Source organism: Paenibacillus sp. tmac-D7 (genome assembly GCF_006519665.1).
Lineage (GTDB): Bacteria > Bacillota > Bacilli > Paenibacillales > NBRC-103111 > Paenibacillus_G > Paenibacillus_G validus.
The window spans coordinates 1-23,875 of the sequence record NZ_VIDW01000036.1 but is presented as its reverse complement, the minus strand read 5'-3'; the positions used below and the strand labels follow the sequence as shown (position 1 = coordinate 23,875).

The following is a 23,875-nucleotide window of genomic DNA, read 5'->3' as shown; positions in this document are numbered from 1 at the left end:
TTATTTATAAACCAATTTCGGATGCACAATGTATAGCAATCCGTAAACAGCGGCCCCGATCATCATTGCAACGGTAAATCCCATTGTCATGGAAATCATTACGGAAAGAAGGGAACCGGCTACTGTCATCAATCCGTTTATCGCCCAACTTACCGCCGTCTGCCGTTCCGAAACTTGAGTTAAACCATAAGGAAAGGGCATACCCATAAAAAAGCCCAGCGGGAATAACAATATCGCTGCAACTGCTATTCGATAAATCAAAGGCAAATAAAACATTTGCTCATTGTACCAAGTAATTCCCGAATTCACTCCTATCGCAAGAATTGTTATTATCAGTAAAGGGACAAATCGTTTCGTTTGTCCATTGAACCATATCCCGGATAACAAACTCCCGATTCCACCGGCAATCAGTAAAATACCCAGAACCAATACAAAAGACAACGTAGGATGGCCTAACGGTAAAATAAGCCGTTGCACAAGCGTTGTTTCAATGATAATAAAACCGATGGCAATACCTGAAAAATAGGCGGTCCCTCCGTATCCGTTTTTCGTTATTCTAGCAAAGACAAATACGAACAAAAATGTCAGAACTACGATCCAAATAAACGAATAGGGGATTTTTCCTGTTTTGTTATAAAAGAACGGCATATCGTCGCTATTCGCAGCCAAGTTGACTTTCTGATCGGCTAATAACTTACTTAACGAAGAGTATTGATCATTTACATGAGGAATGTGAATCGGAATTTGCTGTATGCTCTCCGTTTCCGATTTTAAACGGTTGGCTAACATTAACGAAATCGGCCGCTTGTTAATGATCAACAGAGGCCGTGTTATCACGCTTCCCCCCATACCCCAAACCTCGTGTCCAAGATGCTGAAACGTACCAATCACTGCAATGTGATCACTTATTCGATTGTTGGTAACCCCTTCGCTTTTAAGGGATTTTTCAACAGCAGTCATAACCTTCGCCAATTCCATTTCGTTATGAAGCAGAAAGGCAAGTCTTCCGCCCGGCTTTAACTTCTTTAGATATTCTCCTACCGCTTCAACTGTAAACATATAGTTTTCTGTTAAGGTCATACCCAAAGCGTTTTCTGACTCCTTTTTTACCAACGATAAGTAAATTAAGTCATACTGATTTTGGGTTTGCCGGATATAGTTACGGCCATCGGATACAATTTCCCTAACGCCAGGCTGTTTAAATACATTGCCTGAAAAAGATGACATTGCCTCAACAGCCCGAAAACTTCCTGGATTGATATCGACTGCCTCAATCTGCTCAAAACCGGCCATTTTTGCAGTCAGGACTTCTTGTCCCCCGCCAGCACCAATAATTAAGACCCGTTCTTTTGTAACATCTTGAAAAGCAAGAAAACTCGTTGTCCATCGCAAATAATCGACCTGCTGCAAATCGCCTGTATATTTCGAAATTGGCGATACTGCTCCGCCATCGATCGTGATATATAACAATTGCCCATCTCCCGCGTCGTATACATCTGTGCGAGAAAATGAATTCCAATCCGAATAAACAATGTGAGTGTCTTTTTCACCTAAAAACAAATTTGCCGGGCTCGTTTGGTAAGCACGAAATGGAAGAAAGTTAGTAAAAGGTTGAACTAAGTTGAAAATCAAGATAGCAAGACCCGTTATATATATATATTTTAATGGGTTTGCAGCGGTTTTGACGCTGCAAACAAAACTAATGAACACTAGCGCCGCTGATATTAGACTGACCATTTCGATCGGACCTAGTACATCCATTAACCATATAGAAAATACCGCACCAATTCCGGCACCGGCTAAATCGAAAAAATATATCGTCCGAATATTTTCACGTTGCCCCTGCATGATTGCGGCAAGCAACGAACCACCCGCGAAAAAAGGTAAAAGTGCTACAGCCGAATAGAACCATATATTCTGATAAGGAAGCACATATATTGTTAAAACTGAAATAATCAACAGGATAGCAAATAGCCCTAACCATTCATTGCGGTTTCTAAAGACGAATCCTGAAGATTTGTAGGCTAAAAACCCGCCAAGACCGATTCCTAATGTTGCCAGGGAAATCGTTAAAAAGACGAAGTTATAATCCAGTATCACCGAAAAAAAACGGGAGAGGAATACTTCATATACTAAAAAAGCAAAAGCCGATGAAAATGTAATCAGCATATCTTTACGATCGCTTCGCTTCAATGACATAGTTCCCCTTCATAAGGTAATCCTGTTAATATTAACAGTTTGGTCAAATCGTGATGACCTTAAAACCAAGCAAGGGGTGATGTTTTTATAATATCTTTCCGGATTAATTAAATGAAAGGAAGATGGTTCTCTGCCCTCACGAATATAGATGTATCATTTGGGAATTATACATCAAGAAGTAACCAACGATATAAGGAGGAGTGTTATTCCATGCCAGTCACAACGCATACTGCACAGCATCACCAATCTTGTATCGACACATGTAATGCCTGCGTACAAGCTTGTGAACATTGCCTAACCGCGTGTTTGAATGAACCGGATGTGCAGGCAAGAATTCAATGCATTCAGTTGCTGCGGGATTGTGCAGATATTTGCTCAATCTCATCTCAATTCATGTCACGTAACAGTCCCTATGCCAAACAAATCTGTAATATCTGCGCAAGCATTTGTGATGCTTGTGCGGCGGAATGTGCGAAGTTTAAAGACGAACACTGCCAACACTGCGCCGAACTTTGCAGAAAATGCGCTGAAGAATGCAGAAAAATGGCAGCTTGACTGAGATAGGGGGACGGTTGTCCCCCTTTCAGTTATCCCTCTTTTTTTATTTGGATTTTTCTCTAATTTTCGAAAATTTGTTTAGATAATTTTTTTTGCTTTCTCTTTTTCCTTAAGATTAGAATAACGACCGTAAGAATTAACATAAACATAAATGTTATACTGGTGCTGAATGGGGATGATGCTGCCTTTTTTTCAATTGAAGGATCTTCCGTATTATCTCGTTTAAGTTCTTTATTATTATTGATTTCCAATTCTTTTGAATATATTTTTTTTCCGTCAAAGTTCAAAACAACGATTAGGAAAGTAGAATCATCGATCTGGATATCAAATTTTTCGTCTTTATCGCTTGTAAAGATTAATTGTTCCGGGATTACAAAACGGTCGATATAAGACTCAAATGCTGAGGGATTTAAAGTAATCTTATTGGTTTGAAAATGTTCAAATCCATAGTCGAACAATTTTACCATATCACCGTAAGCTAATTCTGACGAATCGGCTTTCAAGGTAACGGCAATCCATTCTGAATTCCCTCTCTTGACAGAGGCAACCAACGTGTTTCCGGACTGACTCACATATCCGTTTTTTACACCTGTTGTTCCTTCGTATCGCCATAGTAGTTTGTTATGATTATAGAGTGTTGTTTCCCATCCTTTCCCGATCCACTCCATTTCCTTTGTTCCAACGATGGAACGAAATATCGGGTTTTTCATCGCGTATTGCGTAATAATTGCCATATCATAAGCAGTTGTTTGATGTTTTTCATCAAATAGCCCATGCGGGTTTTGAAAATTTGTGTTCTTAACTCCAACCGTATCCCTGACAAATTGATTCATACGTTCTGCAAATTGGGCTTCACTTCCATCAAAATATTCCGCAATCGCTGTTCCCGCATCATTGCCTGAATTAATAAGCAGTCCTTGGACAAGTTTTAATAATGTAACCTGTTCCCCTTCAAGTAAATAAACTCTCGTACCAATAACATTTCTAGCTGTTTCGCTAACGGTTACAATATCGTCCAAATTGCCCTCTTCTATAGCTATTATCCCTGTTACGATTTTCGTGATACTTGCGGGATACATTAAGCGATTACTTTCTTTTTCATACAATATGGTGCCTGTTGCTCCGTCAATTAAGATAGCAGCTTCGCTGTTGAGCGAAAAATGCTGATCATCTTTCGTTGCATATACCGTATTTTGAAAAACGAATATGAACGAGACGAATAGAAGAAAAAAATGATAGAATGTTTTCACTGAACTTTTCCTTTTCATGAACGGAATTGAAAAAATACACTACTTATTGTAGTGTATTAAAAAGTGCAATGTCAAGATCTTAAGATCCTTGAAATATCCTTTGTAATATTTTGAAAATGCATATCGCTTTAGTTTTTATCTAAGAATTACAGTATAGCAGTACAAAGTTAAAATAACTTCGGACTGCTATACTATTTCCTTGGCATCCATTTACTTTATTTATACAGCGATTATAAGATATAACTAAATTGGATTTTCCTAAAATACCGCTCAGCACCAACCTTATACTGTTCTTTCACTAGTAGTCCCCTCTGAAATATTAAGCTGCTTCAGCAACTTCTCGTAATTTTTCCAGCGATATACGTTCCGCATATCTGGCGTAGGTCTCTTTCTTTTTTCCGTTCTGCTGAAAGTCTGTAATCAATCGGGTGACTGCAGGAATAAGCTGTTCTGCTCTAAGGCCAGGTACTAACAACTGCGCAAGCCGCGCCTTCAAACCTTTGGCATCGCCACCAACATAGAGATCATATCTATCTTTCATTTTCACGATAGCAATGTCTTTTAGTAAAGGCTCGCTCGTACCGAGCGCACAACCTGCATAACCAATCTTCAATGGACTGGGAACTGGATGACCGACAATTGCCTTATCGAGTGTTTCGGCTACATCCAACCCTGCATCCTCTGCTCCTCTGCAAAAATTGCATGCAATTAAACTTTTCGAATAAAAGCCTGCAGGGTGAATCTCCAAGCCTGCTTCCTGCAATTGTTTCTGCACTTCTTGCACACGTTCTTCTTGCAATGCCACATAAAGCTGCTTGAATGTCGTCATTTCAATCTGGGCATCTTCCCCTACGATGGAACCTAGCAATGCAAGCTGGTTAGGCTTAAATATTGTACCACCCACTCCAAACCCAGGTGTTACGGCAAATTTCTGAAAAGCCATTTGATTTTCACTCTCCCTTTTCAATATATATGAAGCTTAGTTCAAACTTAAATTTTCACTCTCTGCAATCTCAATGCATTTAACACTACGGAAACGGAACTGAACGCCATTGCCGCTCCAGCCACCCATGGCGCCAACAAGCCAATTGCCGCAATCGGGATTCCAGCGGAGTTATAAGCAAGAGCCCAGAATAAATTCTGCCTAATGTTCCGCATTGTCTTACGGCTCATAAATATCGCATCAGGTATACTATTTAAATCACCACGCATCAATGTTACATCAGCTGCTTCCATGGCTACATCGGTTCCAGTACCGATCGCCATCCCGATATCCGCCAGTGCCAGGGCTGGAGCGTCGTTGATACCGTCGCCAACCATCGCCACCTTTTTGCCTTGCGACTGTAATTTCTTGACCTCTTCCGCTTTTCCCGCTGGCAACACTTCGGCCAACACATTATCAATACCGACTTGCGATGCAATGGCCCGAGCCGTCCGCTCGTTGTCCCCCGTAATCATGATTACTTCTAGTCCCATCCGCTTGAGGCGATCAACAGCCGTTTTTGAAGTCTCTTTAATCGTATCAGCCACGGCTACTATTCCGGCATATTGTTGATCGATCGCAATAAGCATCGCTGTTTTCCCTTCCTGCTCTAACTTCGACATCTGATCGAACGCCTGCTCCGCAGTTACGCCATACTTGGCCATTAAACGGCGGGTACCGGCCAAGATCACCTTTCCTTCTACAACAGCGCGGATGCCGTATCCCGGGACGGCTTCAAACTCGCTAGCTTCGGGAAGTTCCAGACCTCTCCCCTTAACACCTGACACGATCGCCTCCGCAAGCGGGTGTTCCGAACTCTTCTCAGCTGCACCGACTAGGCGCAGGAAATCCGATTCCTCCATATTATCGACCCATACATCGGTCAATTCCGGCTCACCTTTTGTAATCGTGCCGGTTTTGTCCAAGATGATCGCCTCGATTTTATGCGTCGATTCCAAATGTTCTCCGCCTTTGAACAGAACGCCCATCTCTGCTGCACGACCGGAGCCCGCCATAATTGAGGTTGGCGTTGCAAGACCTAGCGCACACGGACAAGCGATAACAAGGATAGCTATCGATTTTTCCAATGCACTGGCAAAATCGCCTGGTGTTACAATGAAGTACCAAACCCCAAAGGCTAAAACCGCAATGGCGACTACAATCGGTACAAAGATGCCGGAGATGCGATCCGCTACCCGTTGGATCGGCGCTTTCGAACCTTGTGCTTCTTCCACAACTTTAATTATTTGAGCCAGCGCTGTTTCCTTACCGACTTTTGTTGCCTTTACTCTCAATCTTCCGTTCTTGTTAACGGTCGCTCCAATGACAAAGTCGCCTACGTTTTTCTCTACGGGAATACTCTCTCCGGTTAACATCGATTCATCTACGGATGACGTTCCCTCGACCACTTCTCCATCTACGGGAACTTTCTCACCCGGCTTCACAAGTACGATATCTCCGGTCACTACTTCTTCAACCGGAATGGTCAGTTCCTGTCCATCGCGCACGACTAGCGCGGTTTTGGCTTGTAAGCCCATAAGTTTTTTGATCGCTTCGGACGTTCGTCCCTTCGCCTGAGATTCGAATAGTTTTCCGAGAACAACCAATGTAATCAATACGGCGCTTGTCTCAAAATACAGATCCGGTCCATGATGTGCAGCATCCGCAGATGATGCCCACACAATCGATAAATACAAACTATAGAAATAGGCTGCAGACGTTCCTAGTGCAATAAGCACATCCATATTGGCGCTTTTGTTACGTAAAGCCTTAAAGGCACCCACATAAAACTGCTTTCCGATATAAAACTGGACTGGGGTGGCAAGTGCCAATTGGAACCACGGATTCATAAATAATTCAGGCATCCAGATCCACGATGTGAATGAAAAGTGGCTAACCATCGACCACAACAACGGCAAACTTAATAGGACTGAAATGAATAGCTTACGCTTTTGATGTATTATCTCTTGATGCCGATGTTCCTCCAAATTACTTTGAGCTTGTTTTGGCATTGCTTTATAACCTAGTTTTTCTACTTGGTTCTGCATATCGGCGACAGTAACTTCCGTCGGGCTATATTCCACATGAGCTGTTTCCATCGCAAAGTTGACAGTTGCATTCGTAACACCCGGCAGCTTGTTAAGCGATTTTTCAATCTTGTTTGCACAGGCTGCGCACGTCATACCACTAAGCTGCAGGTCGATTGTTTCCTTTGCCGTCCCGTACCCCAGTTTTTGTATGCTTTGTTCCATTTTTGAAAGATCCATTACTGTAGGATCGTACGTTATCGTCGCCCGCTCCATCGCGAAATTAACATTGGCCTCTTTAACCCCTTCCAACTTATTCAAGCCTTTTTCAATACGATTCGCACACGCGGCGCAGGTCATACCAGTAATTTGCAGGGAACTTTGCTTCAATTCGATTTGATTGGATTCCATCTGTAGTCACCTTTTCATGTACCCATGGGGGGTATAATTTTGAGTAAAAAAATGATGGAAAATAGTCACTCGATGCGAGTGACTACTTCGTTAAATTTCAAACCACATCATAGCCTTGCTCTTCAATTTCATGTTTGATTTTCTCAAGATTAACGTTATTTTCATCATACTGAACCTGAACTGTACCATTTTTTAGATCAACTTTTGCGGTTACCCCAATATTTCGCAGTGCTCCTTCAATAGAATTTACACAATGATTGCAAGACATGCCTTCCACTTTCAATGTTTGATTTTGCATGTTACGGGTCTCCTTTATTTGAAATTTACTTCATTAAAGTATTCATTGTTTTCAATAGTTCTTCAATAACCTCGACTTCACCATCTTGTATTCGTTCCACAACACAGCTTTTTAAATGTTCGGCCAATAACAGTTTTCCTACGCCGTTCAGAGCGGATTGAACCGCGGCAATTTGATTCAAAACATCATCACAATAAGTATCCTTTTCGATTAACCCTTTTATACCTCGGACCTGTCCTTCAATCCGATTTAATCGAGCTGTTAGTGCAGCTTTCGTTTTACTGGAATGATGACTTTTCCGTTCATCTAAACTCGAACAACAATGTTCTTGAACATCTGTAACCCCAGTTTGTATGATTTCCACTAAATTGCACCTCCTTGTATTTATAGTATACCCCCCTATGGTAATTGTCAATCATTATTATCCGCAAATTCGGGTGTTTGCGCTGAAGCAATTTTCTAATAACGATATAGACAGTAAATCCGGATACCGCAATAATCAAAGCCATTCCAATAAACATGACGATTCACATTCCGAACATACCATCCATCATCCAGTTCATTAATCCGTCCCTTATGTCACTATTTTTTCGAACAGTAGTTTTTTTTTTAAGTCCATTTTTCTCATACCAAAAACACTAAATTTCAATGAAAAATGACACATACCCGGAGGCAGTGTCTAGACGTACCTTATAGCTAATGATATTTTCAGACCAGAGGCGTTAATCACAACGTCCTTTGGATATCGCGGATTAACGGCTTTTTTCCACGCAGGCTATAAGCCGCTTCTCGATATCTGAAGCGATAGCCATCAGTTCATCGTTCTCTACAAGTCCGATTAAAGCCGTAGGCTTCGGCAAGCCGATCCGGGTACTCCCGCTCTCTTCATAAACGGCAAGCTTACATGGGAGGAAATAACCAACCAAAGCATTTTCTGAAAGCACACGTTTGGCTTCATTTGGATTGCATACTTCAAGAATATGATAAGTATTGTCAAAATCAACACCTTTCTCATGAAGTTTTTCCTGCATATCTAATTGCCAGAGGACACCGAATTTTTCTTCCTTTAGGTTTTCAGTAAGGGCTGAAATTGCTTCTTTAGGCGTTTTTGCTGTCTTAACAGTGTAATGGAACATGACTTTTCCTCTTTTCCCTGTTCAACTCGCCCGCGATGAAGACAATCGCAAGTAAGTCCTTTTATTTAACATCTAATGACCCATAGCCGGCATTTCCGACATGCCGTTTTTAGAATTTCCCTCATGTTGCCCATGTCCTTCGCCTGTGGAAGAAATGATCTCCAGCATATCGTCAATTTCTCCTTGTGCAGCCCTATTCAACGATTGTTCATCGCCGACTAACCAAGAATGGTTATACGGCCCTTCCGTTGGAGATTTCTTATATTTGGGTTGAACCGTCATCATGTAATCCATGACAGTGTCCGGCATCTTCTCCTTATCAGTCCAAAGAATAGGAGCATGTTTGCCCAGATGTGAGAAAGGCGCTGCTGCGAGAGCCAATGATGCTGTATTCAGACTAATAAACGAAAAGTTATGTCCCGGTGAAGTGATTCCCCATCCAAATCCGGTCTCGGGGTCTTTATATTTAGCAAATGCAACGGCATTTTCATAAGGGTCGTTTCCAGAGATCCGAACGACCTTTCCGTACTGTCCTAATTGTTTTTCAACATTTTCGGATATAATGCTCTTTGGTCCCAATAAATAAATAGATGCCTTTCCATTTCTAAGCTTTAATGCTTCTATTGTATCCGTTGGAATCTCATCCTTTGTTACATACAGTAGCGGCTCAGGCATGTGTGCAATCCAGTTAATTGCTGGCAGTGAATATTCTTGGCTATCCAGAGAGCCTATAATTACAGATTGTGGATAGCCCTGTGAAATTCTTGCATAATAATCATCTACTGTTTTAGCGATAGCTGCGGGACCTTCACCCTTAATCCAATCTGTTTTAAAGCCCATTCCTTTGATTTCCTGCTCAACATTTTGATCCAGATTTCCGACCAAAATAACTTGTGTTCCGTTATTCAAAGTCGATCCTACAGGATTGAGCCTTTTTAATTCATTTTTCGTAATCTCTGGCACATTATTCTTATTCACAAATAATACGGGGCCATTATTCGGATGATGAATTAAATCTGCACTTACTAGTGCGGATTGCCAATCTTCTGGGTTGGCCAGAATAACACCACCGGGCTGGTTCTTTTCGTTTGTCGCCATCCAAACCGTTTTGGACACCAATACGGCCGTTTGAAAAGGATCACTGTTGTTAATACGTGTTGTATTTTTAGAAGCGATCCAAGGAGGCTCTGACGCTTTGTTTTTCTGTTGATCGACGTTTACTTGACCTTTTTGTGTTTGTTGGCCTTGTGTAGCTCCCGGTGTGCATGCAGTTAATGTCAATATTACTGCGAAGAAAAGGATATTGATCTTTAAACGCTTATTCATGCGAAATCCTCCATCTTGGATTTTCATCTGTAACTTTTAGATGTACTTCAAACTTCTGCCTTTGCGGCTTCCCGTATATTATTTCCAAACGGCTGAAAGTCTTATCCATTTGTTTCTGGGGAATTTACGCCCCAATTAGTCTTGATTTACAAGTAAAGCTACTGTATGAGGTCACGAACAATCGGTTACAGCGTAAAATGTCTACTTTGCGTACGATAAATCAAACTTGCCATTTGATTTATACATCTTTCCATACTTTGTTGAATTCAGGTTTCGTATCATATTTTGGGCACATGCCGTGTTCATGTTATGCTATCTAGCATAGACTGTTATACGTGATGCAAACATCACGAATTCGCCCCTAAGGGAGGTATGCAATAACTTCACCTATTACACAATGCGGTGCCTACACCCTCAATCATGAAGATTGTTGCCGACAAAAAAGGTGGATTGGCATTTAAAAATGAAACTTTATCTTGAGCAACAAAAAACTAATTACTCGAAACAGGAGAAGAAATTTTCAAAACTTGCCGGGGAAAGAGCGCACGTGCCTAGTAACGACACCGTTGCATAATGTATGATAAGCATGATGGAGAGATCCGTGTATAGCGAGGTTTGCGAAGACTTTGAACGAGAACTGAACTCCCAAAAAGTTGACCATTTATCTGTGCCTATATAGGAATGTGTTACCCCTAGCCGTTGGCCAGGGGTTATTCTACATTGGTATGTTGTTCCTAATTATTTGCTTCTTCCATCTATCTCGATCTTTATAGAATGATTCAGTTGAAAAATCTCTTATTTCGTATTTCCTTGGTAACTGCATTGTTATTTATATGAGCATTTTGCAAAAATCTGAGTCCTTGAGCCGCAAGGATTTCCAAGCATAAAAAAGGGACTTCACCCCAACTTGTAGAAGTTTTTCGGTGACCAAACCAAAAACCCAAGAATGGAGGAAGTCACCTTGTATATTCTACAAGAAAGTCTATTTTCCTTTGATGAACTGCAAAAACTTGAAACTAAAGAACGTCTGCCTATCTTTTTCAGCACGCTGGACCTGCGTCCTTATGCGAAGGAATTGAGAAGTCGTTCACCCCGAGGTGCTGAAGGGCACTGCAGACAAGGTATTCTCCGCGCCCTGCTAGCAGCACCGCTTGAGAATATAGATACATTCACCGGCCTGCATCGCCGATTGGAGATGGATCTTCGTTTCCGTTATCAATGCGGACTTCGACTGGATCGGGAAGCTCCATCGGTAGCAACGTTAAGCCGCGTATTTGCTGAGTTGACAACCAAAGACTTAGCCAAGCGCCTATTTGAGGATCTGGTCACACGCTGCAAGCAAAAAGGCATCATCGACGGAAGTCATATTGCGATCGACAGTGCCGCGATCCACGCTTATGAGCAGAAACAGCCTAAACGTAAAAGTGAATTAACAGGAAATGCGAACTGGGGTGCCAAGTTCGACTCTTTCGGCAACAAGATGAAGTGGTTTGGTTACAAGCTTCATCTGGCCGTCGACACGAAAAGCGAACTGCCGATGACCCTCACCGTGACACCGGCTCATGTCAATGACGGCGATATAGCGCCTGATCTCATGGAACAGGTGGCAGCCACAACCAAAGTAGACTTCTTTGTGCTCGACGCCGGGTACGACCAGCTCAAAAATTACGAAGTTGCCCGAAATTTGAAAGCACAAGCCATCATCCCGTTAAATCTTCGCAATGAGAAAGAGCCGCCTGCCGGCATGACATCGAACGGAACGCCTTGCTGCTCCATGGGGTTTCCGATGACTTATTGGGGAGCCGATGGTGATGTTCTGAAATTCCGCTGTCCCCATGCTACAGGCAAGGTAGATTGTCCGCTTGGTATGGCCGCTTGCTCGTTTTCCAATTATGGAATGGTCGTTAAAGTGGATACAACAAGTGATCTGCGTCGCTATTCCACACCACATCGTGACAGCAAGCGCTGGAAAGAACTGTACAACGAACGAACCAGCGTTGAGCGGTGTAATTCCCGTCTGAAAACGTATCTAACTGCCGATGCGATGCACGTGTGGGGGATCCGGAAAGTTACCACTCACCAGTACCTTAACGCCATTGTATTGCTGGTTTCTGCACTCGCTATGGCTGAACATTCAGGCAAAGTCGCAGCATAAATTTTTTAGGAAAAGACAAAAAATTCTGCAGGTCTGCCCTTTTTTTCAAAAGTCGTCATTTAACGACGTTGAAACCAACCATTGACCTAGTAATCTGTTGGCTTTTTCTCCGGAAATGGAATTATGCAAAATGCTCATATATAAAGCATAGAAAAAAGCAACCTAGATAAGAGTTGCTTTCGATTATATTATGTTTCTATATTAATTTATTATAGTCTTGTGCTCCATAAAAGAAGCGTAAAATAACTACCTTTTCTGCGGCTTCGTCCACTTTATAGACAAGAATATAATTCTTTATAACCGCCTTTCGATAACCTTCCTTCTCCAATCGATTATCTTGACACTTAGGATACATTACAGGGTTATTTCTTAGATGAGCATAACACTTATCAACCTCGTCAAGGAAATCAGAAGCAGCTGTTGGATTTGCCAGCTGAACTGCAATGTATGAAACAATATTATCTAAATCCTGATGAGCAAGTTCTGTGACAATCAATCTATACATCGTATTTTTCTCTTATGCTTTTTAATGAAGATTCGCCATCAAGAACTTTTTCTTCCGCCAATTGTTTTTCAGCTGCATTCAGCTTTTCGTAGACATCAAGCATAAACATCTTTTCCTCATACGTTTTCATGCTCATGAGAACCATGTCTCCATATCCGTTCTTGGTAATAAAAATAGGCTCATCAGATTCTTGACACATTTGAGAAATTTCACTCGTATTTTTCAAATCGCGAATTGGGATTATTTTAGGCATAACATCCAGCTCCTTTTCGTGGCCTTATTGTACCATAAATATCCCCTACATTCAATGATCTTACTAATCATCTTATTAATCATCCCTACTATCTGTCACCATCTTTATAAAATAGTAAGCGGATGGATCTAATGGCGACCAACCGCTTACTGCTGTTTTGTTATCCCTCCCCGGGCTTTGTCGTCATTAGGCGATACAGTTTCGTATTCCGCGGGAATTTGTCGGTAAATGGAACAAGGGAACTGCCTACCTTCATAAGTCCATTTCCGGCGTCTACATTCGTGATGTATGAGAGTTGCAGGTCTGAAATATTAAGCAACTCGGCAAGCTCCATCCGATCGGTGCTGGCCTGATTCAACATGACGATAAATTCACTATTTGCTAACATGGTACGTGCCGTATGGCTTTGCAGCAAATCGTCCACGTTTTGCGTAATTCCCGTACAAAAGGCGCCATACTTTCGGACACGCTTCCAAAGCGTGAAAAGAAAGTTGGCGCTATATTCATGCTGGAACAACAGATAAATCTCGTCGATAATGATAAACGTATTTTTTCCCTTTGCCCGGTTTTGTGTAATCCGATTCAGGATACTATCCAGTACGACTAACATGCCAATCGGGAGCAGCTGCTTTCCCAAGTCAAGAATATCATAGCAAATGAGCCGGTTATAGACATTAACATTAGTAGGCTTTGCGAACGTATTCAGACTGCCGGAAGTAAACAACTCAATCGCCAGAGCAATGTCTTGCGCTTCTGGTTCAGATTGCTTGAGCAGTTCAGCGTGAAAATGTTGCAAAGTAGGCGGGTCGCCTTTGAAATTGCTTTGCAAATAAGTTCGATACACTTTTGCGGTGCAGCGGTCGATCAACGACTTCTCCTTTGCGCCAAGGGGATAGCCGCCCATCAGTTGTTCGCACAGCGACAGAACAAACTCCGACTTGAGGATGATTGGATTGGCCCCGTCGCCGTACTGCCGATTGATATCCATGGCATTAATATGATTCGGCGAGGTTGCGGAAATATGGACCGTTTCGCCGCCCAGTGCTTCCACCAGCGCAGAATATTCACGCTCAGGGTCAATCAGGATCACGTCGTCATCGCCTGCTAGCACCAGATTGACTATCTCACGCTTTGCCGTAAAACTTTTACCTGAGCCGGATACCCCCAGAATGAAACTGTTCCCGTTTAACAGTTGCTTGCGGTTGGCCATAATCATATTCTTACTGATGACATTTTGGCCGTAATACATACCGCCGGGATGGATGACCTCCTGTGCCCGGAATGGAATGAAAACGGCAGTGCTTTCCGTCGTCAAAGTTCGCAACGCATGTACCTTGCGCAATCCATACGGAAGCACCGTATTGAGTCCGTCCATTTGCTGAAAGGTCAGCGGTGCTAACTGGCATAGATGCTTGCGAGCAGTTGTCAACAGGGCTTCGGTATCGTTGTCCAACTGCTCCTTGCTCTCCGCAATATGCACCATTGTCAGCAGTCCGAACATCATGCGCTGGTCGCGTGTCGTCAGATCGTCCAGAAACTCCTTGCTTTCCTTGCGTTGTTGCTCCATATCATAAGGAACAACGGCAGAGAAATTATTATTGTTGTTTTGCCGCCGCTGCCAATTCGTTATATTCGTCTCCACGCCGAGCAGCCGGTTTTCCACTTCGCGGACGGCCTCATCGGTCGGAATCGGTATCACATCAAGAGATAGCAGCAAGTTCCGGTTTAGGTCGCATAATTCAGCCACCATGCTGTCCTTGATGTAGCTCGCGTATTCCCGTAGAAAAACGACACGGCCAAAGTAGCGTCCCATCCGAAAGTAATCCCGTTCGAACTCAAACGTATCCGGACTGATGTAATCCTTGAAGTCATGTCCCTTGCGCATGGTAGCGGACAAGTCAAAGTGATAGTCAGCCTCCTCGCCAATTCGAAAAAAATCATGGAGCATGCGCAGGCGATCTATCGCATCCAGTTCCACGCATGCGGAACCAAGACGCGAGAAATGCGCCATCAGTTCCGAACCGATTCTGGCGAAATACTGACGGGCATCCTCCACATTTCTTTTGACCACAGATACCGTAATATATTTTTCCTGAAAAGTGCCGTTTGCGCCCATCGCCTTGTCGAGCAACATCTGGTTGTATTCCTCGCGGTATCCATCAAGTCCGTCCTGACGATGGGGGATCAGCAAGGTGTCTTCCACGTCCAGCCGATTTAAACGTCGGTTATGAATCGTGATTTTCGTCGTCGCGCCGCTATCGAGAGAATTAAGCAGTTCGCAATAGGCTAGGAACATTGCTTCCTTGTCTTCTCTGGAGGCGACAGCGTAGTTCATGTCTTCAAATCGGTACGACTTAGAAAACTTGTTGCCCACAAAAAAAATCCCATCCGGCCAGATGGCACGAATCGGGATGACTTGCTGGACACCCTTCGGAATGGCGAACCGTTCCTTGTCTTGCTTGATAATTCGTTTAAGCGTTTTAATCACGAGCTTCACTCTCCTTGCTCACGCTGCTGGACATACTTATGCAGCACCTCGTAGTAAATGTTCGTCGCGCGATAAACCAGCCGTTTGGGCATGAGAAATTCGGATTTTACATACGTCCACAGAAGCTGCTCTGCCGTCATGCCGTGGTAGTGAATAAACCCGAGCGCGGCGCAGGGGGCGGCTCCCAGAATGCACATCCAACTGAGCGTCTCCACGCCGAAGCGGTCTCGCAAAGCAAAGTACAAGCCAATTGCCACCAGAACGGCCAATACTGAAAAAAAGAACTGCCGCAAGGACAGTCCAAAAAACAAGCTCTCGGTATATTCCCGGATTTCCCGGTTAATTTTGACTTCCATGTGTAGGACCTCCCGAATCTGCCGCCCGTGCATCGGGCTGGCGACTATCTATGTTGGCGAAGCCCTGCTCATCGAACGGATGAAGATGACTCGATAACGCGGACGCAAGCTGTATGCCATCTTTCAGACCTTGCAGATATAGCCATTCATTCATAATTGCTTGCTTGAGGTGCTGACAATCTTCCCAACCCGCAAATTCCGGCATGCGCCCGATGTCCATGCCCGCGAATAAGCGTTCAAATGCTTTTCTTTCGTTTTCCCGAATGCGGCTAAGTTCGGAGTGATTTTCAATAAGATCGGATACATTGTCTAGCCGTTTTTGAATCGCTTCTCTGAACCATGGCGGAAATTTCATCGTTTGCCCACACCTCTCATCTACCATGTCTCCGATGCCGTTTGCGTCGGGTACGCTCATAACGAACGAGCAATTCATCCACTTTGCGACTTTGCTCCTGCAATTCCTGGTTGTCGGATAATCGAATGGATTGCTTCAATGACTGCTCGCCTAGCTTGTTCAGCTCCTGTCGTTCTTTCTCCAATTTACGCAATAGATTGCTCATTCTTCCACCGCCTTGTTTTCAGATGGGCTACCGATTAACATATCTGGATATGAGTTTTTAGCCCCCCCTGATAGTAATTTCAAAACTCATGTAAGTCAATTCTGTGCTTGTCCATAATAGGAACTATGAACTCCTATTCGGAAAGAGATGACAAGCGATGCACGTTTACGATAAAAAAATAGTAGGCCAGCGGATACGCAAACGGAGAGAAGCATGGGGCATGTCACGCGAGCAACTGGCCGAGCAGATCGGGCGTGTTCCCCGGTTTTGCGCGGACATTGAGCGGGGGAAAGCCGGCATGTCGATAGAAACGATGCTCAGCATCTGTCATGTGCTGAAACTGTCTCCGAATGATTTGCTGCTACAAAACGTTTACGCTGAACCTTCCAATGAAATTGAGCTGATTATGGCCGCGCTCCAGCAATGCACAGACAAACAGCGCAAAGACTCGCTGGCGCTGCTGAAGCTGTTTCTGACCGCCATCCAATAATTCCCGCCTATAAACCCATCATCTCCCGAACGACCCGGTCGGCCATCTTCACCGTGCCGACCAAGACCAGCATGTTAAAAATGAGTTCTCCGATGTACGTCCATACCATCGTGACCGCGCCAGAGCCAGCTTCGACAGCCGGGGGCGCGCTGGCAAACGCCGCGTAGATGATGCACGCCAGCACGATGATCGCCCCTTCCATACAGGCGGCTGCATATCCTTTCAAAAATGATTTGCCGATACTCTGGCTCGGCTCGCCAGCGAATGAGGCGAGCGGAACCGGAGCAATCGCTGTATACAGATAAATCCGAAAAAAACGCCCGTACACAGAAAGAATCATGATGAAGGACAGAACGGTAATAAACAGGCTGCCCAGCAAAGAGACGACCCAGAGTGGTATGCTTTGCCAAAACCCGACATCTTCGATCGCCTGGGTAATCGTGTCCGGCAGCGACATGCCATCCACCGCACCAAACCCCGAACGGGACATCATCGTCGAGATGATGCCCTGCACAATCGTAAACAGAGCCATCATCAGTTCCAAACCATAGGTGACAACTGCCTTGGCCAGCACAAATCGGACAAATAACTTGACCGCCAGCTCCGGCCGCTTCAGTTCGGCAAAATTACCCGCTGTTTTCATCACACCGACGACAAAAAATAAAACCAGCAGCGCCAGTCCCGTTGCCTGTAACGCGCCGTGAATATCCGTGATGATGCGCCAAATGGTGCCCCCCTTGAAATCGACTGGTGACTGGGTAACAAGGTGCCAGATTTCATTCATTTTCTGCTCCCAGGTATCTAGAGCATTCTCCAAATTATCTGCAATCCAACTGTTTTTCGACATACGCTCACCCTTCTGTCGAGGGAGGAACGGGCGTCGGCTCATTCCTCATCCTCCATGGCTTAACCTGTGATCAGGTCCAAAATCTCTTTGGTAAACGTGATGATGACGCCCCCGGCCAAGGTTAAAAAACCATTCGCTCGCTGCGAAGGGTCATGCGACTTGAGCGACAAGCCGATCTGCACAACGCCAAACCCCAAAATAATCATGCCGACCGCGCGAATCAACCCGAAGATAAAATTGGACAAGTTGTTGACTGTCGTCATCGGGTCGCTTTGGGCATAGGCGGTGGAAACTAGCATCGTCCCGAACAGCACCGTCATCATGTAGAAAGCAATCAGCCATTTCGTTTTACGTTTCAAACGCGATCCATCCCTTCATGTAAAAATAATGCCTCCAGTTCTTCCTCTGACAAAAGCTCATATTCACCGTTCTCATCCAATTGCACCGTCCTCCAATCGAGCGCATGCTCCGTACCGCCGTGCTGGTACGCCTGACCTGCGCCGTCTGTCGTCAGCGCGATATGAGGATGGCGCAGTACCTCGTATTTGTCATCAAGCACCGGTCGTTCCCCACGAATAAACAGCAGCGCATAACGATTATCAAGGAGTCGCACTTCATCAGGGGTAAGCAATTCCCGGCCAGACTGCTGGTAGTTGATGGAATAGCTGCCGCTGCGTCCTTTACTTTGGCCGTAGGTGTTCGTATCAATAGTTTCTTTGCCAAGTAGCTCCGACACATACTTGTGCGTGGATTGTTCATTGCCGCCCAGATACAGGAACAGATCGCAGTTGCCGACGATGGATTCCCATGCGTCCTTGTACAACACTTTAAGCTGTGCCAAGTTTTGCAAAATGATAGACACCGATATTTCCCGACTGCGGATCGTTGAGAGCAGCTTGTCGAACTCATCGGGCAGGGCGACATTCGCGAACTCGTCCATGACAAAATGCACATGCACTGGTAGACGGCCGCCGTAACGGTAGTCCGCTTCGTACATGAGGCATTGAAAAAGCTGCGTGTACAGCATGCCCACGATAAAATTGAAACTGCTGTCGTTGTCGGGGATGACGGCAAATAGCGCCGTCTTCCGGGTGCCGATACGTGGCAAGTCCATTTCATCGACCAGGCTCATTCCGGCAATGCTGTGCAAATTGAATTTTTCCAATCGCACGCCAAGTCCGATCAGAATGGATTTGGCTGTCTTGCCCGCAGCCAGCTTGAAGATGTTGTATTGCTTGACGGCGAGATGTTCCGGGTCGCGCATGGCAAGCCGCTCGAACAATTCATCTAGCGGGCTTTGGTACGTTTCGTCTTCTTCCCGAACCTCGGCAGCAGCAATCATTTCCATAATCATCGGGAAGTTCTGCTCCTCCGGCGGCGCTTCATAGAGCAAGTACAGCATGAGCGCTTCCAGCAAGGCGGTTTCAGAACGTTCCCAAAAGGGATCGTTCGTATTGCTGTTTTTGGGCGTCGTGTTGCGAATCAGATTGGTGACCAGCTTTAGCACATCCTTATCATCCTGCAAATAGGAGAAAGCGTTATAGCCGTGGGAACGGTGCGGATGAATCAAATCCAACACTTTAATGTCATACCCTTTCGTCTGAAGCAAATGACCGGTGTCACGCAATATTTCGCCTTTCGGATCAAGTACGACATATGAGGTGTGCGCCTGCATCACGTTCGGCTTCGCATAAAACCGCGTTTTGCCGGAACCGGAACCCCCTACGACGAGAACATTCAGATTACGGCGGTGCTTGCGTCCATCTAGACCGATGCGCACGTGCTGCGTCAATATTTTGTTTTGCTCCGCTTGCTTGCTCTGGTATTTGGCGTTGATCGGTTTCGCCTTGCCCCACTTGGCGCTGCCATGTTCTTCGCGGCGACGATAATTACGCGGCGAAGCCAGATACGCGCCAACCGCCAGCCCATAAGCCAGCGTACAGACGAGCAGGCTTCGGATTGAATCCTCAACCCACTGGAGTTGAAAGGGATTCGCCTCGCTTAGATGAAGCAGGATTGCAGGCAATCCCCCAGATAACGCCGGGGCGACGAGCAGCGCCACCCATATGACGGGAATAAAAAAAACCGCAACGAGTACAAGTTGACTCCTTGCGGCTTTAGCGCGTTTCATGGCGACTCCGGCGTTTCATTCTTTGATAGGGCGCATCCAACGTTTTCAGTAGCAGATCGTCCACCGCATCGGTCGGCCGCCGCTCGCCTATCAAGTCATTACGCAGCTTATTCAACGCGTTGATGACAATGCCATGCTCGTAGTGGTCGAGACTGAGTATGCGTTCTTCCGTTTTCATGGTTCCTCACGCTCCTTAGCGGGTAGGATCGGTTCGACCTGGTTGCGAAGGTTGCCGCTGCGGGTTCAGTATGCGGTGCATACGCCGGGAAATCGTATGCGAAGCTTCTTTCATCGTCGTCAATTCCGCACGAATCGGCTGCGGCTCCATGTCTTTGAACCGTTCTGCCACCCGGTCAAACCGGAACGCGGTCGTTTCAACTCCAGCCTGCTTGCAAAGGATATAGGCAACACTGTAGGCATGAAACTGATATTCTGATCGGCTGTAGCGACTATCGCCGCGATCCATTTCCGCATGCGCCAGTTCCTGCGCCAGTGCGCGGAAGATGTCTCCAGCTGCCAGCCCGCGGCGGATGACAATGTTGCGCACATCCGGTTGGTAGAGCGCATGCACATCCGCAGGAAGCGCATCGCTGATTGTGATCGGTACTGGCGCACGATCCATGAGCGCCTTGATGCGGGTGCGATCATCCGGGTAGACCGGTTGATCCGGTTTCTTTGCAGTGGTTTGGGCTATATCGAACATCTTCTTCGGGTTGTAGCTGGTCGCGGTGCTTCCATCTTCCCGCCGGTATTCCTCGCCCGGTTCCAAAATATAAAAACCGGTTTCCTTGCGGCGGATCGATACGCCTTGTTCCTTCCAACCCTCGAAATCCGCTATGCGTGTCGCTTCCGGGCGTTGTGCTAAAATCAGCAGCGCATTGGAGACACTGTAACGGTCAAAACGGCTTTGCACATCCAGATAACGCTGAAACTGTTCTCCATTTTGAACAATCGTCATCGTCGTCGTATCAATCGTGTCGTAAGTCCACTGCCGCTGTTCCTGTTTTTGGTGAACCCACGCTTCCTTGTCAAACGACTGCTCTCGCTGGATGGAAGGAGTAGAGAATAATTCGTCCAGTTCGTTCATTTGGATTTCCCTCGCTTTCGATTCCGGGTAGTGGGCGTTGGCGTTTTGTCGCCCGATGTTGCCTTGCCACGATCCCTGCGTTTAGGCAAAGACGGCTCACGCTCCATTTGCCGCCGTCTTTTCTCCGCTTCGCGATTTTCTTCACGAATTTCACGCAACAGTTGACGGATCGACACCTTTTCCTGCGCCGGTTTACGATCAGTCGAATCCCTTACGTTGTCGACGCTGTGCCCGGAGATAGGCACGGACGGAATGGCCGGTTCCATCGTTCTTCCCTCCTGCATCGGGGGAGAGGGCAGCGGTGTCTGCTGCTGCACTCGTTCGTCGGCCGAAGGTGCGGCTGCCGGGGGAGTCGGTTCCGGAGGCGCGGCTTCCGGTTGCTGGCTTGCTGCCCGAACCTCCTCCGGCTGTTCGGTCTTTCCCAGCAGTTCGTCCAAAAAATCTTCTCGAACTTCCTCCGTGACAGATGGCGGACTCCCTTCCCGCTCAGGCGCTTCGCCGTTTAACTCCGGCGTTTGCGCAGTTTGGCTCTCGTCCGGCTGCTTTTCGCTGCGGGTATTTGCAATTTCTTGTTTGATGCTGGCCGTGTCTACCGTCGCCAGTTTGAAGCGCTCGACGATCCGGTTGATCTTGGACGCATCTTCGGCACGCACCATCACATCGCAAAGCCCGTCCACGTTCTTTTTGTCGCGTAGCGCGCAATATAGCACACCGTACCGCTTGGCCTCCTTACAAAAAGTCGGGAGATCCTCGGTTTTCACGGCAAACACCTTGAGTTCCTTGCCGCTGCGGAGCAAACTTTCCAAACGGATGCGCCCTTTTGTCCGTTTCTGTCCCTGCAAGGCGGCGAACAAATACACCGCCAAATGCTTAGCGCCTTCCCCGGAAATTTTGGCCACCATCTCGATGCCCCGCAGACTCATGCTGACGACTTGATCGGCCGCTTCGTTTCCGCTCATCGGCGTTCATCTCCTTTCGTATGTGATGTTCGGGTTCACGTTCACGCAATAAATGGACCATCCCCTCCGAACGGGCGAGAATACCCGTGCAAAGCTTCACCTCCTTTCGCAGTTTCGCAAGCTGCCGGGTCGCCTCGGCAATTTGTCTTTTGATTGCCTCACGCTGCTCCGGCTGCTTACAACGGCGCAGCCGGTTGTACAATGCCTTGCGCGCGCTGTACCCTTGTTTCATTTCCTCCTGAAGCCCGGTGAGATTTGCGAGTAGCTCATCCTTCGTGGTGATGCGGCGGCGACACAGCAGTCTTGTCTGCTCGGTGATGACCGTCAAGTGGCGCAAGTCTTGACGCAACAAAAAATGCGTCCTTCGCGGGGACGCACGTTGACGGGGCAGGATGCCCATTTCATATAAATAGCGTAGGTACAACGCCTGCAAGCCGCTGAATTTACGTCCAGCCCTCCAAACTCCACGAACCCTGACAACTCGCTTTCGGCGCGGTAGCGGAAGTGAGGGCTGGCGCTTCGGCATGTGGTTTTGCAAGATGCGCTCCTTTAACGCTTCCTCCGTATATTCGTATCCCAAACTGCGCAAGCGGACGAAGCGCTCCTTGCCGGGCGGACGCACTGCCAGATGTTTCACATTGGTTTTGATCGCATACCCTTGTTTTTGCAGAGCGGCGAAAAACTGGGTCATTGTCATGGAAGCTGCGATGGCGGTGTCGATGTCCTCACGAATCAATCCCCGCCAAGTTGGTTTGTTTTCGCGTTCCGCCTGCCACTCCCCATAGTGCTTAGCTTTACCTGGTTCGGGATGTTCAATGACCGACAGCGCATGCTCCCGGCAAAGCCGGTCGGACGTTTGCCGCAGCAAAGCGTAGGAAGCTTTGTTGTCGTAGTACCGCTTGCCATCTACAAAAGAAACAGCATTCAACACAAAATGATTGTGCAAATGTCCCTTGTCCAGATGGGTCGCTACGACGACTTCAAAGCGTTCTCCCCATAGTTCTTGCGCCAGCCTAACCCCGATGGCATGGGCAATTTCCGACGTCGCTTCGCCCGGCGCGAACGACTGATATCCGTGAAACGCGACAATGCCATCCGTTTTTTGAAATTGTCGCTTGGTGCGCTGCATTTGCTCATAAGCGGTGAGCGGGTCGCAGTTGATGCCGCTCACGTACAGTTGCCTCTCCGTTTTCGCATCCGCTGTCGCATAGCCAAGCGCCTGCTGCAAGCTATCTGGTTCGGCGCGATCTTGTGTCGTTTTGTCGGGATTTCGAGCGTAGTCCAGTACGCGCTTCAAACGGTCAGTCACATCCCAGATCGCGGTCGTTGCCATTTGTCATGCCCCCTTACGGCGGATGTCCGCTTGTATGCATCGAAGGTAGTTCGCTTCTTCGCTCCGGTTCGGTTACCGCCTGTTGAATGTGCTGAACAGCACGGCGCAAGTGATCGGCTTCCTCCTGAAAGGCAGCTCTTTCCAGACGACCGGTCGTATGTGCCTTCACAGCCAGTTGATTCAGATTATTGCCTATGGCGTGCAGCTCACGAATCATCGCGTAGTAGTCCAGTGGCGGCAGCTGCTTCGGTACATATCCATTAATGAGCGCTCGGATGTACGCCTCCCGAGAAAGTCCTGTTTTTTCCACTTCTCTAGTAAGGCGAGCATGTTCGCTTTCACTCAGGCGAAGCAGAAATGATATCGAACGTTTCCTCATCGACCATCACCCCTTTCCATAAATGTCTCCTTGAAGCAGAACGCTGCCGCGATGAACAACCAGTTTGAACACGATTCGATCATCGAAACGATAGCATCGCGATGATGGGGTCTTAGGGGCTGCGCCCCTAACAAGCGAATTTGGA

At 46.3% G+C, this 23,875-nt stretch carries 25 protein-coding genes; 3 read left to right on the top strand and 22 right to left on the bottom strand.

Features of this window, described 5'->3' with window-relative positions:
• Positions 1-2,193, bottom strand: coding sequence for a spermine synthase (locus FKP33_RS20330; RefSeq protein ID WP_127608038.1), 2,193 nt, complete (start codon positions 2,191-2,193; stop codon positions 1-3).
• A 117-nt stretch (positions 2,194-2,310) separates the two neighbouring features.
• Between FKP33_RS20330 and FKP33_RS20325 the strand changes: the two genes are divergently transcribed.
• On the top strand, positions 2,311-2,754 hold the full coding sequence (locus FKP33_RS20325; RefSeq protein WP_306439373.1) for a four-helix bundle copper-binding protein: 444 nt from the start codon (positions 2,311-2,313) through the stop codon (positions 2,752-2,754).
• A 62-nt stretch (positions 2,755-2,816) separates the two neighbouring features.
• On the opposite strand, the gene FKP33_RS20320 is transcribed toward FKP33_RS20325, so the two are convergent.
• The 7 genes from FKP33_RS20320 to FKP33_RS20290 form a co-directional block, all read right to left on the bottom strand.
• A complete protein-coding gene (locus FKP33_RS20320) occupies positions 2,817-4,007 on the bottom strand; it encodes a D-alanyl-D-alanine carboxypeptidase family protein (protein ID WP_258313503.1) in 1,191 nt (396 codons plus the stop codon).
• Positions 4,008-4,326: 319 nt separating this feature from the next.
• Positions 4,327-4,950, bottom strand: coding sequence for an NAD(P)/FAD-dependent oxidoreductase (locus FKP33_RS20315; RefSeq protein ID WP_127608041.1), 624 nt, complete (start codon positions 4,948-4,950; stop codon positions 4,327-4,329).
• A gap of 47 nt (positions 4,951-4,997) precedes the next feature.
• Positions 4,998-7,427, bottom strand: a complete 2,430-nt coding sequence (locus FKP33_RS20310; RefSeq protein WP_127608042.1) for a heavy metal translocating P-type ATPase — start codon at positions 7,425-7,427, stop codon at positions 4,998-5,000.
• A 97-nt stretch (positions 7,428-7,524) separates the two neighbouring features.
• Positions 7,525-7,725: a copper chaperone CopZ gene (gene copZ / locus FKP33_RS20305; RefSeq protein WP_054798833.1), complete on the bottom strand. Its 201-nt coding sequence runs from the start codon at positions 7,723-7,725 to the stop codon at positions 7,525-7,527.
• Positions 7,726-7,750: 25 nt separating this feature from the next.
• The gene (locus tag FKP33_RS20300; RefSeq protein ID WP_372814415.1) at positions 7,751-8,089 is read right to left on the bottom strand and encodes a metal-sensitive transcriptional regulator; all 339 of its coding nucleotides are present in this window, start codon (positions 8,087-8,089) and stop codon (positions 7,751-7,753) included.
• Between the two features lie 388 nt (positions 8,090-8,477).
• Positions 8,478-8,861 carry a DUF302 domain-containing protein gene (locus FKP33_RS20295; protein WP_141336216.1) on the bottom strand — a complete coding sequence of 128 codons (384 nt, stop codon included), beginning with the start codon at positions 8,859-8,861 and terminating at the stop codon, positions 8,478-8,480.
• Positions 8,862-8,933: 72 nt separating this feature from the next.
• The gene (locus FKP33_RS20290; protein ID WP_141336215.1) at positions 8,934-10,187 is read right to left on the bottom strand and encodes a cell wall-binding repeat-containing protein; all 1,254 of its coding nucleotides are present in this window, start codon (positions 10,185-10,187) and stop codon (positions 8,934-8,936) included.
• Positions 10,188-11,148: 961 nt separating this feature from the next.
• Between FKP33_RS20290 and FKP33_RS20285 the strand changes: the two genes are divergently transcribed.
• Entirely contained in the window at positions 11,149-12,342 is a 1,194-nt protein-coding gene (locus tag FKP33_RS20285) for a transposase (RefSeq protein ID WP_141336221.1), read from the top strand.
• A gap of 196 nt (positions 12,343-12,538) precedes the next feature.
• On the opposite strand, the gene FKP33_RS20280 is transcribed toward FKP33_RS20285, so the two are convergent.
• The 6 genes from FKP33_RS20280 to FKP33_RS20255 form a co-directional block, all read right to left on the bottom strand.
• Positions 12,539-12,847, bottom strand: a complete 309-nt coding sequence (locus FKP33_RS20280; protein ID WP_141336214.1) for a type II toxin-antitoxin system RelE/ParE family toxin — start codon at positions 12,845-12,847, stop codon at positions 12,539-12,541.
• Positions 12,840-13,100, bottom strand: a complete 261-nt coding sequence (locus FKP33_RS20275; RefSeq protein ID WP_127608044.1) for a type II toxin-antitoxin system Phd/YefM family antitoxin — start codon at positions 13,098-13,100, stop codon at positions 12,840-12,842. The genes FKP33_RS20280 and FKP33_RS20275 overlap by 8 nt, the downstream gene beginning before the upstream one ends.
• A gap of 160 nt (positions 13,101-13,260) precedes the next feature.
• The gene (locus FKP33_RS20270) at positions 13,261-15,588 is read right to left on the bottom strand and encodes a VirB4-like conjugal transfer ATPase, CD1110 family (protein ID WP_127608045.1); all 2,328 of its coding nucleotides are present in this window, start codon (positions 15,586-15,588) and stop codon (positions 13,261-13,263) included.
• A gap of 5 nt (positions 15,589-15,593) precedes the next feature.
• Positions 15,594-15,944, bottom strand: a complete 351-nt coding sequence (locus FKP33_RS20265; RefSeq protein ID WP_127608046.1) for a PrgI family protein — start codon at positions 15,942-15,944, stop codon at positions 15,594-15,596.
• On the bottom strand, positions 15,928-16,299 hold the full coding sequence (locus FKP33_RS20260) for a hypothetical protein (protein ID WP_127608047.1): 372 nt from the start codon (positions 16,297-16,299) through the stop codon (positions 15,928-15,930). Before FKP33_RS20260 ends, FKP33_RS20265 begins: the two co-directional genes overlap by 17 nt.
• A 16-nt stretch (positions 16,300-16,315) precedes the next feature.
• Entirely contained in the window at positions 16,316-16,504 is a 189-nt protein-coding gene (locus FKP33_RS20255; RefSeq protein ID WP_054795922.1) for a hypothetical protein, read from the bottom strand.
• Positions 16,505-16,661: 157 nt separating this feature from the next.
• Here FKP33_RS20255 and FKP33_RS20250 point away from each other — a divergent pair, with 157 nt between their 5' ends.
• A complete protein-coding gene (locus FKP33_RS20250; protein ID WP_127608048.1) occupies positions 16,662-16,994 on the top strand; it encodes a helix-turn-helix domain-containing protein in 333 nt (110 codons plus the stop codon).
• Positions 16,995-17,001: 7 nt separating this feature from the next.
• Here the strand turns inward: FKP33_RS20250 and FKP33_RS20245 are convergent, their stop codons facing one another.
• Genes FKP33_RS20245 through FKP33_RS20210 form a run of 8 tightly spaced genes read right to left on the bottom strand, consistent with a single transcriptional unit; the run spans position 17,002 to position 23,730 of the window.
• Positions 17,002-17,841, bottom strand: a complete 840-nt coding sequence (locus FKP33_RS20245; RefSeq protein ID WP_127608049.1) for a VirB6/TrbL-like conjugal transfer protein, CD1112 family — start codon at positions 17,839-17,841, stop codon at positions 17,002-17,004.
• Between the two features lie 59 nt (positions 17,842-17,900).
• Entirely contained in the window at positions 17,901-18,200 is a 300-nt protein-coding gene (locus FKP33_RS20240) for a glutamyl-tRNA amidotransferase (RefSeq protein WP_430016623.1), read from the bottom strand.
• Entirely contained in the window at positions 18,197-19,972 is a 1,776-nt protein-coding gene (locus FKP33_RS20235; RefSeq protein WP_054798835.1) for a VirD4-like conjugal transfer protein, CD1115 family, read from the bottom strand. The genes FKP33_RS20240 and FKP33_RS20235 overlap by 4 nt, the downstream gene beginning before the upstream one ends.
• Positions 19,959-20,150 carry a hypothetical protein gene (locus FKP33_RS20230; protein ID WP_054795919.1) on the bottom strand — a complete coding sequence of 64 codons (192 nt, stop codon included), beginning with the start codon at positions 20,148-20,150 and terminating at the stop codon, positions 19,959-19,961. The genes FKP33_RS20235 and FKP33_RS20230 overlap by 14 nt, the downstream gene beginning before the upstream one ends.
• A 15-nt stretch (positions 20,151-20,165) precedes the next feature.
• Positions 20,166-21,059: a hypothetical protein gene (locus tag FKP33_RS20225; protein WP_127608051.1), complete on the bottom strand. Its 894-nt coding sequence runs from the start codon at positions 21,057-21,059 to the stop codon at positions 20,166-20,168.
• A complete protein-coding gene (locus FKP33_RS20220; protein WP_236595683.1) occupies positions 21,056-22,018 on the bottom strand; it encodes a PcfB family protein in 963 nt (320 codons plus the stop codon). Before FKP33_RS20220 ends, FKP33_RS20225 begins: the two co-directional genes overlap by 4 nt.
• On the bottom strand, positions 21,930-23,351 hold the full coding sequence (locus FKP33_RS20215) for a relaxase/mobilization nuclease domain-containing protein (protein WP_141336213.1): 1,422 nt from the start codon (positions 23,349-23,351) through the stop codon (positions 21,930-21,932). The genes FKP33_RS20220 and FKP33_RS20215 overlap by 89 nt, the downstream gene beginning before the upstream one ends.
• Before the next feature lie 13 nt (positions 23,352-23,364).
• Positions 23,365-23,730, bottom strand: coding sequence for a MobC family plasmid mobilization relaxosome protein (locus FKP33_RS20210; protein WP_127608053.1), 366 nt, complete (start codon positions 23,728-23,730; stop codon positions 23,365-23,367).
• Between the last annotated feature and the right edge of the window lie 145 nt (positions 23,731-23,875).

Bases quoted from the DNA above. Each gene is read 5' to 3' on its own strand.
- FKP33_RS20325 (WP_306439373.1), top strand. From the start codon at position 2,311: ATGAAAGGAAGATGGTTCTCTGCCCTCACGAATATAGATGTATCATTT.
- FKP33_RS20315 (WP_127608041.1), bottom strand. From the start codon at position 4,950: ATGGCTTTTCAGAAATTTGCCGTAACACCTGGGTTTGGAGTGGGTGGT.
- FKP33_RS20310 (WP_127608042.1), bottom strand. From the start codon at position 7,427: ATGGAATCCAATCAAATCGAATTGAAGCAAAGTTCCCTGCAAATTACT.
- copZ (WP_054798833.1), bottom strand. From the start codon at position 7,725: ATGCAAAATCAAACATTGAAAGTGGAAGGCATGTCTTGCAATCATTGT.
- FKP33_RS20295 (WP_141336216.1), bottom strand. From the start codon at position 8,861: ATGTTCCATTACACTGTTAAGACAGCAAAAACGCCTAAAGAAGCAATT.
- FKP33_RS20290 (WP_141336215.1), bottom strand. From the start codon at position 10,187: ATGAATAAGCGTTTAAAGATCAATATCCTTTTCTTCGCAGTAATATTG.
- FKP33_RS20280 (WP_141336214.1), bottom strand. From the start codon at position 12,847: ATGTATAGATTGATTGTCACAGAACTTGCTCATCAGGATTTAGATAAT.
- FKP33_RS20275 (WP_127608044.1), bottom strand. From the start codon at position 13,100: ATGCCTAAAATAATCCCAATTCGCGATTTGAAAAATACGAGTGAAATT.
- FKP33_RS20265 (WP_127608046.1), bottom strand. From the start codon at position 15,944: ATGGAAGTCAAAATTAACCGGGAAATCCGGGAATATACCGAGAGCTTG.
- FKP33_RS20260 (WP_127608047.1), bottom strand. From the start codon at position 16,299: ATGAAATTTCCGCCATGGTTCAGAGAAGCGATTCAAAAACGGCTAGAC.
- FKP33_RS20255 (WP_054795922.1), bottom strand. From the start codon at position 16,504: ATGAGCAATCTATTGCGTAAATTGGAGAAAGAACGACAGGAGCTGAAC.
- FKP33_RS20250 (WP_127608048.1), top strand. From the start codon at position 16,662: ATGCACGTTTACGATAAAAAAATAGTAGGCCAGCGGATACGCAAACGG.
- FKP33_RS20245 (WP_127608049.1), bottom strand. From the start codon at position 17,841: ATGTCGAAAAACAGTTGGATTGCAGATAATTTGGAGAATGCTCTAGAT.
- FKP33_RS20235 (WP_054798835.1), bottom strand. From the start codon at position 19,972: ATGAAACGCGCTAAAGCCGCAAGGAGTCAACTTGTACTCGTTGCGGTT.
- FKP33_RS20230 (WP_054795919.1), bottom strand. From the start codon at position 20,150: ATGAAAACGGAAGAACGCATACTCAGTCTCGACCACTACGAGCATGGC.
- FKP33_RS20225 (WP_127608051.1), bottom strand. From the start codon at position 21,059: ATGAACGAACTGGACGAATTATTCTCTACTCCTTCCATCCAGCGAGAG.
- FKP33_RS20220 (WP_236595683.1), bottom strand. From the start codon at position 22,018: ATGAGCGGAAACGAAGCGGCCGATCAAGTCGTCAGCATGAGTCTGCGG.
- FKP33_RS20215 (WP_141336213.1), bottom strand. From the start codon at position 23,351: ATGGCAACGACCGCGATCTGGGATGTGACTGACCGTTTGAAGCGCGTA.
- FKP33_RS20210 (WP_127608053.1), bottom strand. From the start codon at position 23,730: ATGAGGAAACGTTCGATATCATTTCTGCTTCGCCTGAGTGAAAGCGAA.